The organism is Bacillus infantis (assembly GCF_008180445.1).
GTDB classification, from domain to species: domain Bacteria; phylum Bacillota; class Bacilli; order Bacillales; family Cytobacillaceae; genus Bacillus_AB; species Bacillus_AB infantis_B.
This window is the reverse complement of record NZ_VTER01000009.1, coordinates 66,383-80,746: the sequence shown is the minus strand read 5'-3', so window position 1 is coordinate 80,746 and position 14,364 is coordinate 66,383. Positions and strand designations below refer to the sequence as shown.

The following is a 14,364-nucleotide window of genomic DNA, read 5'->3' as shown; positions in this document are numbered from 1 at the left end:
TGAGCGACTATGAGGCTTAACGGATTATTTATGAAGCAGTTCCTTTTCACAGTGTTTATTATCATTTCGGTATCCGCTGTACTGACTGTGACAGTGGTCAGGATGTCTGAACAGTTCTTTATCGATAGATTCAGCATCACTAATTCAAAGGTAATGAATCAGGTGAAGGACAGCTTTGAATCTTTTCATTATTCTATTGTTAATACTTCAAATGAAGTTCTTCAAAACGGGGCGGTCAAAAGGATACTGAGTGCCCGGGAAACGGAATATGAACAGATGATTTCCTTTTTTAATATGTATCAGCAGATGAACCGGATTACATCGTATCTGGATGCTTATGAGGTAGGCATTGTGGTGACGGGCAAGAATGGAATGGATTATGCGACCGACCGGCCCTACTGGCCCATAACCGACGAAGAGCTGAGAAGGAGTGCCATCCGGAAAAATACGCTCCGGAATCCAAAGAGGCTTATGTATCAGTATGACTACAGGCCGGGCCAGGAAATTGAATCTGATGACAGGAATTTCATCGTAGCATCAAGGGCAATCAGGGAGCCGATTTCAGGAAGGGACTTTGGGGAACTCTATTTTGCCATTCAGGAGAAAGAATTCAGGAAGTTTTATGCCAGCTATACAAGCCCGGGGAATCATGTATTTGTTACAAATAAATCGGGGGTCATTTTCTCCAGCAGCCGATCGGATCTGATTGGCCGGACATCGGCTGACTTTCGTCGCTATACTGAGGAATTGGAAGGAACTGAGCCATATAAAGTGGGGGATTTCATGGGGAAGGATCACATAATCCTGATGGAATACCTTCCTTCCTTTGACTTATACCTGTTCAATATTATTGATAAGGAAGTGGCGTTCGGAGATTTGGTTGATAAAAGCGACATTGCCCAGATTGTTATTTTAATTGTAATCATCATATTATTTATTGTATTTTTTGCTTCCCGGAGGCTGACAAATTCTCTTTCAACCTTGGCGAGTCAGATTTCAGGAGCTGCAAAGCATGATTTTGTCCAGTATGTAACTGTGGGAGGGACCTATGAAACAAAGAAGATCGCCTATGCATTCAACAGTATGCTGGATGAGCTGCATGATTATGTTGAGGAACTGATGCAGACACAGAAGGAAAAGCGCAATGCCGAGCTGGCAGCCCTTCAGCAGCAGATCAATCCGCACTTCTTATATAATACGCTCACATCAATCCGTTTTATGGTTCAGCAGGGCGGCAGGCAGGAGGCGGAAAACACCATCATGGCGCTGATATCACTGCTTCAAAACACAATCGGCTCTCCGAGTGAAACCGTGACGGTTAAGCAGGAGATCGATAATCTTAAAAATTATGCTTTTATTAATCAAAAGCGTTATGGAGACCGGATTAAGACCAATTATTTTGTTTCACCGGACTGCCTGAATGAGCCTATTCCAAATCTGATCCTTCAGCCTTTTATGGAAAATGCCTTTTTCCATGCGTTCAATCGGAAGGATGGAGGCTATATCAATGTACTGATCTGGAAGGAGAACAGCAGGCTGATTTGCGAGGTAGTGGACAATGGTGACGGAATGGAGATTGAGGAAGATAAGCCAATGCCTGCTAAAAGCAAGCAGCAGCTTTTCACCGGCATTGGCGTGAGAAATGTGCATGATAGACTGCAGCTCATTTATGGAGACGATGCGGGTGTATCCATCTCCAGTAAGGCGGGAGACGGGACAACCATTCGGCTTACCATACCGCTCCCAAAAGCTTGAAATCGTCCAAATTTCTAAAAATAATCCAAAGTTCAACCAATGAAAACGCATTCATAAGACAAAGATATTACAAATGTTAAAAAAAATCCTCCTAATACTCCCTCCTTTTAAGATGCTACGATAAAGGCAGAAAGATAACGCTTACAAAAATAGATGGAGGGGAATCAATGAAAAAGCTGCTGGCCTTTTTATTAATCGCAGTATTGATGCTGTCTGCCTGTTCTTCAGGGTCAGATACTGAAGATGCTTCAGGAGAATCAAAAGATACAAATGAAATAACAGTTTGGGCATGGGATCCAAACTTCAACATCAAAGCACTCGAACTGGCAAAAGAAGCCTATCAGAAAGAGGATTCTGAGCTTGACGTTAAGATTGTTGAAAATGCACAGGCGGACATCATCCAAAAGCTTAACACAAGCCTGAGCTCAGGGACGACAAAGGGTCTCCCGAACATCGTCCTGATTGAGGACTACCGGGCGCAAAGCTTCCTGCAGGCTTATCCTGATATGTTCTATGAACTGACAGATTCATTCAATGCAGATGATTTCGCACAATACAAGATCGCGCCAACGAGCCTGGATGGCAAGAGTTACGGGCTTCCGTTTGATACAGGTGTAACAGGGCTGTATTTCAGAACTGATTACCTTGAGCAGGCAGGCTATACGCCTGAAGATATCCAAAATATTGACTGGGACAAATATATCGAAATCGGCAAAAAGGTTAAAGAAGCAACAGGCAAACATATGCTGACTCAAGACCCGAAAGATCTTGGGCTGATCCGCACCATGATCCAGTCCAGCGGATCCTGGTATCTGAAGGAAGATGGAAAAACACCTGATTTGGCAGACAATGAAGCATTGAAGGAAGCTTTCAAGACATACAAGGCAATCCTGGATGCAGACCTTGTTAAGCCGGTTTCAGACTGGAGCCAGTTCGTGGCAGGCTTCAACAGCGGAGATGTGGCAACAGTCCCTTCAGGCAACTGGATCACTGCATCCATCAAAGCAGAAGCTGACCAGTCCGGCAAATGGACAGTAGCAGCGCAGCCGAAGCAGTCCGGCGTTTCCGGATCAGTAAATGCTTCCAATCTCGGCGGCAGCTCATGGTACGTGCTGAACATCCCTGGAAAAGAGAAAGCTGCAGAATTCCTGGCAAAAACCTTTGGTTCTGATTCAGAGTTTTATCAGACACTGAATACAGAGATAGGGGCAATCGGCACTTATAAACCAGCTGCTGAAGGAGAGGCATATACATCAGGCGACGAGTTCTTCGGAGGCCAGAAAGTTATCTCTGACTTCGCCCAATGGACAGAGCAGATCCCTCAAGTAAACTACGGATTGCACACCTATGCCATTGAAGATATCCTTGCAGTTGAAATGCAGAACTATCTGAAGGGCAAAGACTTGGATAAGGCACTTGAAGACGCACAGGCACAGGCAGAAGCGCAAATTCAATAAAATTAAATAAGAATTAAGCCTCGGGAATTCGCCGGCTACTCCTTTCGGTTTAATGGAGCTAACTGATTATCAGGCGGATGGGGCTTTTTCCTACTAGAACAAGGTTGGGAGCTGATGAATATGATGCCGGCAAAAGCCAGCCAGACAGTGACAGCAGAAAAGCCAGGGCAGGGTCCAGGCACAGCAAGGCCAAATAGAAAATTAAAAATAAAGAATGGTGCAGTGGGATGGTCATTTATCGTCATTGCAGCAGGATTGATTTGCTTGTTCTATTTTTATCCGATGGTACAGGCATTGCTTCTTTCGTTTCAGTCAGGGACAGGAGCAAATCTTCAATTTACCGGGATTGATAATTATACCCGGCTTTTGAAGGATCCTACTTTCCTGACGACGCTTAAAAATACCGTGATCTTCTTGATTGTCCAGGTGCCAGTGATGATCATTCTGGCTTTATTCCTTTCTGTATTGCTTAACAACAAAACACTTAAGTGGAAGGGATTATTCCGGACAGCCATCTTTTTGCCGTGTGTGACCTCGCTGGTAGCCTACTCGGTCATTTTTAAGTACCTTTTCAGCCAGGATGGAATCATCAATATTATGCTGATGAAGCTGGCGCTTATTTCAGAGCCGATTTCCTGGCTCACTGACCCGTTCTGGGCAAAAGTGACGATCATTGTGGCCATCACTTGGCGGTGGACGGGATATAATATGATTTTTTATTTATCGGCTCTTCAAAATGTGGACCAGTCAATCTATGAAGCAGCCAAAATGGACGGCGCCTCTTCTTTTCAGCAGTTCTTCAGAATAACGGTGCCCATGCTGAAGCCGATCATTCTCTTTACATCTATTACATCAACAATCGGTACACTGCAGCTGTTTGACGAAGTCATCAATATCACAGCGGGCGGACCGGCAAATGCAACCATGACAATCTCTCAATATATTTATAATCTTTCCTTTAAGTACACACCTGATTTTGGCTATGCTGCAACGGTGTCATATGCCATTGTCATCTTGATTGTCATTTTCTCCATCATTCAGTTTAAAGTGGCAGGTGACAGAAATGAGTAAATCGAAACGTATAATAGGCTACACCGTTCTGATAGTGGCTTCTATCATTTCCATATTCCCATTTTTATGGATGATCGTCAGCTCGACAAACAGGTCAGCAGATGTAACGAAAGGCAGACTGCTTCCGGGCAGCCACTTTATGGATAATATGACGAATCTCCTGAATACGGTTGATCTCGTGCCAGCACTGATGAACTCAGCAAAAATCTCGATTTCTACGACTCTGCTGGCGCTTCTGATTGCTTCCCTTGCAGGCTATGGCTTTGAAATCTACCGAAGCCGGGCGAAGGATATCGTGTTCAATATCCTGCTCTTATCGATGATGATTCCGTTTGCTGCTTTAATGGTGCCTTTATTCCGCATGTTCGGAACCATATCGCAGACCATGCCGATAATCGGGATCGACACTCTCACGGCAGCCGTCCTGCCGACTATTACTACCGCTTTCCTGATTTTCTTCTTCAGGCAGAGCACAAAGATGTTTCCGCGCGACATACTCGAAGCCGGGCGGATCGATGGTCTTTCTGAGCTGGGCATCTTTTTCCGCATTTATGTGCCAACCATGAAAACGACTTATGCTGCAGCTGCAATCATCACCTTCATGGCAAGCTGGAACAGCTATCTATGGCCCCTGGTAGTTCTGCAGTCACCGGAAAACCAGACAATTCCGCTTTTGATATCAAACTTAGGTTCAAGCTATTCGCCTGACTATGGTGTGATCATGACAGCTATCGTCATTGCGACCCTCCCGTCTGCACTGATTTTCTTTATTATGCAGAAGCACTTCGTGGCAGGGATGATGGGATCGGTTAAATAAACTTTTTATAAAAAGGAAGTGCAGGAAAAAATGTCTTCAACTCCATCTTTAAATTGGCTATCGGATGTCAGTGTGTTTGCAGTGAACCGCCTCCCCGCACACTCAGACCATAAATACTATAAAAAACTGGAAGAAGCCAGGGCGGGTGCTTCCATGACCATGCGCCACAGCTTGAACGGCAGCTGGAAATTTAATTATTCGGTCAACCCCGCTGTGAGGCCTTCCGAATTTTACAAACAGGACTTTTCATGTGATGGCTGGGATTATATCAGCGTCCCTGGCCATATCCAGCTGCAGGGCTACGGCAAACCCCAGTATGCGAATACGATGTATCCATGGGACGGGCTTGCTGATATCCGCCCGCCTGAGATTCCGCAGGATGTTAATCCTGTCGGAAGCTATGTAAAAGAATTCACGGTGCCTGGCACCATGGAGGGCATGCCTCTTTATATTTCATTCCAGGGAGTGGAGTCTGCTTTTTATGTGTGGCTGAACGGAGAATTTGTCGGTTACAGCGAGGACAGCTTCACTCCGGCCGAGTTTGAACTGACTCCTTTTCTGAAGGAGGGCAGCAACAAACTCGCTGTTGAAGTGTTCCAGCGCAGTACAGGAAGCTGGCTGGAGGATCAGGATTTCTGGCGCTTCTCCGGGATATTCCGGGATGTGTATCTGTATACGGTGCCTGGCACTCACATCTATGACCTTGATGTCAGGACAGAGCTTGATGATCATTTCACCAGCGGGGCACTGAAGGGAAGGCTGGAACTGCTGAAGGGCAGTGATGTTCCGTCACGGATTGCAGCAGATTTATATGACGACCTTGGGAACCGGGTTTCCTCAGGAGAGGCAGTTGAAAGCGGCCAAAGCTGGGAATTCACGCTCGGGCTCGACTCTCCTGCATTATGGAGTGCAGAGCAGCCTAACCTGTATAAGCTCTATCTTACAGTATATGGAGAAAACGGAAGCATAGAAGAAGTTGTACCGGAAAGGGTTGGGTTCAGAAGGTTTGAAATGAAAGATAAAATCATGACCCTGAACGGACAGCGGATTGTCTTTAAAGGCGTCAACCGGCATGAATTCAATTGCCGGACAGGAAGGGCCATCACCAGGGAAGATATGCTATGGGATATTAAGACGCTTAAGCAGCATAACATCAATGCTGTGCGCACCTCGCATTATCCGAACCAGAGCCTGTGGTATGAGCTATGCGATGAATACGGGATTTATGTGATTGATGAAATGAATCTGGAGACTCATGGATCATGGCAGAAGATGGGCAAAGTCGAGCCTTCCTGGAATATACCGGGGAATCTGCCGGAATGGCAGGATATCGTCATGGACCGGGCGATTTCCATGTATGAGCGGGATAAAAACCATCCATCCATTCTGATCTGGTCCTGCGGCAATGAATCATATGCCGGCGACGTGATCCTGAACGTCTCAAAATACTTCAAGGAAAAAGATCCCGGAAGGCTCGTTCATTATGAAGGGGTATTCTATGACCGGAATTACAGCGAAACGAGTGACATGGAAAGCCGGATGTATGCCAAGCCGGCGGATATTGAAAAATACTTAACCGAAGATCCCGAAAAGCCATACATCAGCTGTGAATATATGCATGCGATGGGCAACTCGCTTGGAGGCATGTACAAATATACTGATCTGGAAAACAAATATCCGATGTACCAGGGCGGCTTTATTTGGGATTATATTGATCAGTCACTGGTGAAAAAAGACCGTTTCGGCAAAGAATTCCTTGCCTATGGCGGGGACTTTGAAGACAGGCCGACCGATTATGGCTTCTGTACGAACGGCATCGTTTATGCCAACCGGGAGCTGTCCCCGAAAATGCAGGAAGTGAAATTCCTGTATCAGGACTTCAAGCTGGAAGCAGAATGGTCTGGTGCCAGGATTAAAAATGAAAGCTTGTTTACGAATTTGGATCAGTATGACCTGCAGTATACGCTGCAGCATGAGGGAAAAGAGATTTTTAAAGGATTTTCGTCCTTGTCTGTAAATCCAGGAGAAGAAGGATATGCAGCCTTCGACTGGCCTGAAGCTATCAGAGAGAAGGCTGGTGAGTACTGCATTACAGCGTCGCTTACCCTTAGAGAGCCGGAGCAATGGGCTGAGCAGGGGCATGAAGCTGCATTTGGCCAATATATTTTTGAGGTGGCAGGTGAGCAAAAAGCTGAAGCAGTGTCTGGAAAACTAAGGGTTGTAGAAGGAGACGTAAATATCGGTGTCCATGGAAGCGATTTTTCCATCATATTCTCTAAGCAGGCTGGAACACTTGTCTCGCTCAAATATGCCGGAAAAGAAATGATTTCGTATCCGGTCTTCCCGCTGTTCTGGAGAGCGACTACCGACAATGACAGGGGATTTGCACAGGGATTCACTTCAGGGGCCTGGTATGCGGCAAGCCTCGCAAGGCGGTGCACAGCGGTTGAAGTAAAGGAAGAAGCGGGCTCTGCCGAAATTGCGTTCAGCTATCAATTTTCCATCAGCGAAAAAATGAGCGTAAAGATTCATTACACAGTACGCGAGAATGGTTCCCTGCATGTAAGATCCGTATACGATGGTGCAGATAACCTTCCGCAAATGCCGATATTCGCCCTTTCCTTCAAGGTGCCGGCTGAATATGAAAAGCTTGACTGGTATGCCCTTGGGCCGGAGGAGAATTATGATGACCGCAGCCGTGGGGCCAGGCTTGGAAGATTCCAGAACACAGTGAAAGATAATGTCTCCGGCTATGTGATGCCGCAGGAGTCCGGAAACCGTACCGGCGTCCGCTCAGTGGGCATAACCAATCAGAATGGTTCAGGCATCAGGATCTCAGCAGCAGGGGAGCCGGTAGAGTGTACAGTCTCTCCATACACGGCATTCGAATTGGAGCATGCAAACCATCACTATGAACTGCCTGATATCCATTACACAGTGGTGACCGTTGCCGGCCGCCAGATGGGTGTGGGCGGTGATGACAGCTGGGGGGCTCCTGTCCACAGTGAACATAGAATCCAGCCGGAGAAAGACATGGTATTCGAGTTTGTCATTGAGCAGGTTTAAGAACTTTTTTGAAGCAGGTGATCCTATGCTAATACATGCAAACAGTGAGACAAGACAGTTCCATCTGACAAATGGGCAGGTCAGCTATATTTTTCACGTCATGAAAAACGGCCAGCTTGGCCATCTTTATTACGGAAAGGCACTCCGCCACCGGGAGGATTTTTCCCATCTGCAGGTTTATGATGTACCGACCGCAGCAAGCTGCCACCCTTATGCGGATGATCCTGCCTTTTCCCTTGAAACATTGCGCCAGGAATATCCTGTCTATGGCAGCTCGGATTTCAGGGAGCCTGCCATTGTGGTTAAAAGAAATGGATTCAATCATATTCCTGACTTTCGCTATGAACGGTATCATGTAATGGATGGTAAGCCCCTGCTTAAGGGGCTTCCTGCCACCTATACGGAGGAGAATGGGGAAGCGGCCACACTCCAGATTGTTTTAAGGGATGAAAAACTTCAGGCTGAGCTTGTGCTGAATTACACCATTTTCAAGAATCATCCTGCGATCACAAGAAGCGCGCGCCTTAAAAATGAAGGGGAAGAGCCTCTTGAAATAGACCGTTTGATGAGTGCGTCCATTGATTTCCCTGATAGCAATTTCGAATTTATCCATTTGTCAGGCACCTGGTCAAGGGAGCGGCATGTGAAGGAAAGAAAGCTCCAAGCAGGAATTCAATCCATTTCAAGCATAAGAGGGGCAAGCTCTCACCATCATAATCCGTTTGCCGCATTGGCGAGGCCTGATGCGACCGAGCATAGCGGCGAGGTCTATGGCTTAAACTTTGTTTACAGCAGCAATTTCATCATTCAGGCTGAGGTGGACCATTATGAAGCCTCAAGGCTGACAGCTGGCATCCATCCTTTCGGGTTTCACTGGTCTCTGGGAAAAAAGGAGTCATTCCAGAGCCCAGAGCTAGTGATGATTTACTCTGACAGCGGGCTGAACGGGATGAGCCAGGCTTTCCATAATCTTTACCGGAAACATCTGATTCCTGCGCAATGGCGCACAAAAGAACGGCCGATTCTGATTAATAACTGGGAAGCCACCTACTTTGATTTTAACGAAGAAAAACTGGTAAATATCGCAAAATCGGCTGCAGAGCTGGGAATCGAGCTGTTTGTCCTGGATGATGGCTGGTTTGGCAAGCGCAATGATGATACGACCTCGCTCGGCGACTGGGAAACTGACGAAAGCAAGCTCCCGAATGGATTGGAGAAGCTCGCAGAAAAAGTAAAGGAAACCGGAATGAAATTCGGCCTATGGTTCGAGCCGGAGATGATCAGTCCGAAAAGCAGGCTGTATGAAAAGCATCCTGACTGGGCGGTAGGCCAAACCCTGGGGAGGAATCAGCTGGTGCTGGATTTCTCACGGGAAGAAATCGTCGAGTATTTATATGAGAAAATGTCAGGAATCATTCTAACGACAGGATTGTCCTACATTAAATGGGACATGAACCGGAATATCACGGAAGCCTTTTCGGCAAATCTTCCGGCCGGGCAGCAGGGTGAGTTCTTCCATCGATATATTCTTGGAGTGTACCGCTTGTATGAAAAGCTGACAGCAGAATTTCCGGAGGTATTATTTGAATCGTGTGCAGGCGGGGGAGGCAGGTTCGATCCCGGAATGCTGTATTACGCCCCGCAGGCGTGGGCAAGCGATGATACAGATGCAGTCGAAAGATTGAAGATCCAGTATGGGACCTCTTTTGCCTATCCTCTGTATAGCATCGGGTCACATGTATCAGCCGTGCCGAATCACCAGACTTTAAGAGAGACTCCGCTGTCTACCCGGGCCAATACAGCCTATTTTGGAACATTCGGTTATGAATTGAATCCTCTTAGTCTATCAGATGAAGAGCGCAGCCGGATTTCAGAGCAGGTTTCTTTTTATAAACAGCATCGGCGCCTGATAAGGGACGGGCATTTCTACAGATTATTGAGTCCTTTTGAAGGAAACGAAACAGCCTGGCTGACAGTGAATGAGGACAAGACGGAGGCGCTTGTCGGCTGGTATAAGGTACTTGCAATGGCGAACCCGGCAAAACAGCAAATGCTGAAGCTTTCAGGACTGGATCCTTCTATTAAGTATCAGGTATCAGGAAGCAGCAGAAGCTACTACGGAGATGAGCTGATGCAGACCGGGCTGCAGCTGCCTGTTGAATTTAACGGCGTTAATGGAAAGACGGCCGAGCGCGGCGGGGATTTTCAGTCTTATGTGTTCCATTTAAGAGCAGTGGATTAAAAGGAAGGGCGGGAGAACCGCCCTTTTTCCTTTGAAGACTATTAAACTGCTGATCCTTCAATCTCCCTGCCTTTAACAACCTCTCGAATAGAAAGCGGACAAGACGCCCCATAACGAGAAGCTGCAGGGGGAGCGCAAAGATAAAGTTCCTAAAAGCAATTGATCCGTAGCTTTGCACCCATGAGTCCAAGCTTCAGAACCAAAATGCATATGCCCCAAGTGCTGAAGCCTCTTTAATCAAACGTTTGATTAAGAAGAAATCTCCTTACTTTTCCTGTGATGACACCTCTTTTTGAAAAAGAAAAGGAACCACCACAGCATCAAATAATAAATAACCTGCCAGCGAAAATAAGGTCCAGCCGATGCCCTGCTGCAGCTGGCCGATAAAGTATTCCATTTCATTTATTCCGGGTCCTCTTTCAGTGCTGGCAATAGGTACACTCAGTACAAAGAAAATCAAAATGACAGATGGAATCTTCAGCTGTTCTTTCATAATACAATAGACAGCGGCAACCATCGAGCTAAACAGAATAGAATAATAAATGGCCCAAAACCAGCCGGGCATAGTCTCCCAATACATAATGATCCTCCTGATTTCAGCCTTATAAAAAGCTCACTGTACCTGCTGCCTATCTATCATTCCTAAAGAAAGCTCTCTCCTGATTAGGGAGATATGCTTTTCCATGGAGAGCCTTGCTTCTTGGACCTGGCCTGAAGCGATGGCCAGAAAGATTTCTTTATGTTCTTCAATGGTATCCTGCCTTCTCGATGGATCGAGGAGCCTTTCCTTCCTAGTAGCACGGATGGTGTCATTCATATGTCCGCTTACCGTTTCAAACAGTTTGGCAAAGATGGAATTGCGGGCGGCATTGACAATGGCGAAATGAAAGTCGACATCCGCCTTAATCCCCAGCTCTGCATCATCCGTGCTCTCCATCAGGAGAAGGGCCTGTCTGATCGGCTCCAAATCCAGAGAGCCTGCCCTCTGTGCTGCAAGCCCGGCACATTCTACTTCCAAGGCGCGCCTGAGCTCGAGCATCTCATAGACAAGCTTGGTTTTTTCATTTTCGATGGTAAAAGAGACGCTCTCCGGCCGGGAATTCGGACGGGCTTTCAGATAGCTCCCGCTGCCCTGCCTGATTTCGAGCACCCCCTGTGCTTCGAGCTGCCTTAAGGCTTCTCTGACAGATGTGCGGCTCGCCTTAAAGCGGGATGCCAGTTCCCTTTCAGTCGGAAGCCTGTCCCCGGGCTGGAAGGCACCGGAAAAAAGTATATTCTGGAGGTGATCTATTATAGTTTCATAGGCCTTTTTTTTCATATTTTTCACTCCCTAAAAATGACAGGTAAAGCGATTTCATCATACAGAAAATCCAGGGAAAGCTCAATACTTTGAAAGAAGTTATTGATTTTTTCAGACAATTTAGTAAAATGGACGAAAAGGTTGGACCAATCTGAATATATGACTAATTGGTACGAACCATTATTCAGCAGGGAGAGAGATGCATGAATACAGTCAGCGCGGAAGCGATAGGAGAACTGCAGAGTATGTTAAAAGAAGGGCAGGTTTCTGTCAATCAAACAGAAAGGGAGCAGCGAAGCCGGGATGAATCCTATCATAAAGAAAGCCTGCCGGATGTCGTCGTCTTTCCGGAATCGACGGAGGATGTCCAAAAAATCATCATAACTGCCAGGCGGCATAAAATGCCGGTTATCCCATTTGGGCGCGGAACCAGCCTGGAAGGACATGTGATCCCCTATAACGGCGGGATAACTGTCGATTTTTCAAAAATGGATAAAGTGCTGGAGGTCAGGGAAAAGGATTTTCTTGTGCGGGTGCAGCCGGGCGTTACCCGGTCCCAGCTTAACAAAGTCCTGAAGAAATATGGTTTGTTTTTCCCGGTTGATCCTGGGGCAGATGCCACTTTAGGCGGGATGGCTGCGACCAATGCAAGCGGGACAACCTCGGTCAGGTATGGAGTGATGCGGGATCAGGTTCGCGATCTTGAAGTGGTGACAGCTGACGGGACTATTATACATACAGGCAATCTGGCAGCCAAATCATCCTCCGGCTATCATTTGAATGGACTGTTTGTCGGATCTGAAGGGACGCTGGGATGCTTTACTGAATTGACCTTGAAGGTGTATGGCATACCGGAAGCCATTCTGGCGGCAAGGGCTTCATTTCCCACCATCACCTCTGCGGTCGAAGCAATCGTCAGCATCCTCCAGGCAGGAATTCCGATAGCCAGGGGAGAGCTAGTTGATGAGGCTTCAATGAAGCAGGTTAATTTATTCAGCGGTACCGGGTATGCTGAAAAGCCGACGCTGTTTCTGGAGTTTCATGGAAACGGGGCCGGGCTGAAGCAGGATGTTGAATTCATGAAGGCGATCGCTGAGGAATGCCAGGCAGAACAAATTGACTTTGAAACTGACAACGCTTCCAGGACGCAGCTCTGGGAGGCGCGCCATAATCTCGCTTATGCTTATATTCACGGGTATCCTGGAAAGAAGATGATGGTAACAGATGTATGCCTGCCTATATCAGAACTGGCCGGAGCTGTGGAACACAGCAAGGTCCACCTCGATGCACTGGGATTGGCCGGGGGCATAGTCGGGCATGTCGGGGACGGGAATTTTCATGTGCTGCTGATGATCAATATGGATGATCCGCTGGAGGTGCAGCAGGCAGAGGAGTTCAATGAACGGATTGTCATGTATGCACTGGAGCGCGGCGGGACCTGTACAGGAGAGCATGGGGTCGGAATCGGCAAGCAGAAGTATCAGGAGAAGGAGCATGGCGCGGCCTATGAGGTGATGAAGAAAATCAAGCGGGCCATTGATCCTGAAGGCCTCCTGAATCCCAATAAACTTGTTTAAAAAGAAAGCGGGGGAAAATTGATGAAGGTTCTTGAAACAATCAGTACAATTGCCGGCAAATATTTTGCCATATGGGTCATCTGCATGGCGATAATTGCTTACCTGCTGCCTGACCCATTCCTTGTGTTCGGCAGCTATATCACCATCCTGCTTGGCGTTGTTATGTTTGGAATGGGGCTGACCTTGAAAGGGACCGACTTTAATCTTATTTTTAAAAATCCGGTGCCTGTTATCATCGGTGTCTGTGCCCAGTTCATCATCATGCCGCTCGGGGCATTTGCAATTGCTTACCTTCTGGATCTGCCTGCAGAGCTTGCAGCCGGCCTGGTCCTGCTTGGGTCTGTACCAGGGGGAACGGCTTCCAATGTGATGGTTTACTTGGCAAAAGGGAATCTGCCTCTTTCCATCGCTATGACTTCGTTTTCAACGCTGCTTGCCCCGCTGGCAACCCCCTTTATCCTGCTGCTGCTGGCAGGCCAGTGGATGCCGGTGGATGCGAAAGCCATGATCCTATCGATTGTTCAGGTCATCATTGTACCGATCGTTCTAGGCCTGCTTATCCGCCGTTTTATGCCGCAGGCTGTAGAAAAAGGCATCACGATCATTCCGCTTATTTCCGTACTTGCCATCATTATTATTGTCGCAGCTGTGGTAGCAGGAAATGTAGCCAACATTGCATCGGCAGGGCTGCTGACCTTTGCAGCTGTAGCGCTTCACAATGGATTGGGGCTTTTATTGGGCTATTTGGCCGCGTCAGCCTTAAGGCTGGATGAAAGCACAAGGAGAGCCATCAGCATTGAGGTCGGAATGCAGAACTCAGGTCTTGGTGTGGCGCTTGCCACGGCCCATTTTGGCCCTCTCGCAGCACTGCCGAGTGTAGCTGGTGCTGTATGGCATAATATATCCGGCCCGATTTTGGCTACCTATTGGTCGAAGAAGCCTGTTTCCGAAAGAGCGGAAGAAGATTACCCCATTAGTGAAGGAAATGCGAAAACAAATGTATAGCAGAATTTGAGATTTAGGAGAAGCACTGCAGCAGCAGTGCTTTTCGTTTTCAGGAAAGAAAGCAGAAGCAAAAA

The 14,364-nt window shown here is 47.2% G+C and carries 11 protein-coding genes; 8 read left to right on the top strand and 3 right to left on the bottom strand.

The genetic code is table 11. The features are described from left to right. The first annotated feature begins 9 nt into the window (after positions 1 to 9). The 6 genes from FZD51_RS17945 (at position 10) to FZD51_RS17920 (ending at position 10,408) form a co-directional block, all read left to right on the top strand. Positions 10 to 1,755: a sensor histidine kinase gene (locus FZD51_RS17945; protein WP_262380978.1), complete on the top strand. Its 1,746-nt coding sequence runs from the start codon at positions 10 to 12 to the stop codon at positions 1,753 to 1,755. Positions 1,756 to 1,922: 167 nt separating this feature from the next. Beyond that, the gene (locus FZD51_RS17940; protein WP_148976022.1) at positions 1,923 to 3,212 is read left to right on the top strand and encodes an ABC transporter substrate-binding protein; all 1,290 of its coding nucleotides are present in this window, start codon (positions 1,923 to 1,925) and stop codon (positions 3,210 to 3,212) included. A gap of 120 nt (positions 3,213 to 3,332) precedes the next feature. After that, the gene (locus FZD51_RS17935) at positions 3,333 to 4,283 is read left to right on the top strand and encodes a carbohydrate ABC transporter permease (RefSeq protein ID WP_262380977.1); all 951 of its coding nucleotides are present in this window, start codon (positions 3,333 to 3,335) and stop codon (positions 4,281 to 4,283) included. Further along, positions 4,276 to 5,100, top strand: coding sequence for a carbohydrate ABC transporter permease (locus FZD51_RS17930; protein ID WP_148976021.1), 825 nt, complete (start codon positions 4,276 to 4,278; stop codon positions 5,098 to 5,100). Before FZD51_RS17935 ends, FZD51_RS17930 begins: the two co-directional genes overlap by 8 nt. Positions 5,101 to 5,130: 30 nt before the next feature. Further along, a complete protein-coding gene (gene lacZ / locus FZD51_RS17925) occupies positions 5,131 to 8,166 on the top strand; it encodes a beta-galactosidase, LacZ type (protein ID WP_148976020.1) in 3,036 nt (1,011 codons plus the stop codon). A 25-nt stretch (positions 8,167 to 8,191) separates the two neighbouring features. Then, complete coding sequence (locus FZD51_RS17920) at positions 8,192 to 10,408, top strand: alpha-galactosidase (protein ID WP_148976019.1); 2,217 nt, start codon at positions 8,192 to 8,194, stop codon at positions 10,406 to 10,408. Here FZD51_RS17920 and FZD51_RS26955 read toward each other — a convergent pair. The 3 genes from FZD51_RS26955 to FZD51_RS17910 all read right to left on the bottom strand — a co-directional run bounded on the left by FZD51_RS26955 (position 10,338) and on the right by FZD51_RS17910 (position 11,726). Beyond that, positions 10,338 to 10,586, bottom strand: coding sequence for a hypothetical protein (locus tag FZD51_RS26955; RefSeq protein WP_478209721.1), 249 nt, complete (start codon positions 10,584 to 10,586; stop codon positions 10,338 to 10,340). The genes FZD51_RS17920 and FZD51_RS26955 overlap by 71 nt on opposite strands. Before the next feature lie 87 nt (positions 10,587 to 10,673). Further along, positions 10,674 to 10,988, bottom strand: coding sequence for a hypothetical protein (locus tag FZD51_RS17915; RefSeq protein ID WP_253616155.1), 315 nt, complete (start codon positions 10,986 to 10,988; stop codon positions 10,674 to 10,676). Between the two features lie 33 nt (positions 10,989 to 11,021). Further along, positions 11,022 to 11,726, bottom strand: coding sequence for a FadR/GntR family transcriptional regulator (locus tag FZD51_RS17910; protein WP_165352694.1), 705 nt, complete (start codon positions 11,724 to 11,726; stop codon positions 11,022 to 11,024). Between the two features lie 185 nt (positions 11,727 to 11,911). Between FZD51_RS17910 and FZD51_RS17905 the strand changes: the two genes are divergently transcribed. Next, a complete protein-coding gene (locus FZD51_RS17905) occupies positions 11,912 to 13,285 on the top strand; it encodes an FAD-binding oxidoreductase (RefSeq protein WP_022543287.1) in 1,374 nt (457 codons plus the stop codon). Between the two features lie 21 nt (positions 13,286 to 13,306). After that, positions 13,307 to 14,290 carry a bile acid:sodium symporter family protein gene (locus FZD51_RS17900; RefSeq protein ID WP_094768017.1) on the top strand — a complete coding sequence of 328 codons (984 nt, stop codon included), beginning with the start codon at positions 13,307 to 13,309 and terminating at the stop codon, positions 14,288 to 14,290. Positions 14,291 to 14,364: the final 74 nt, after the last annotated feature.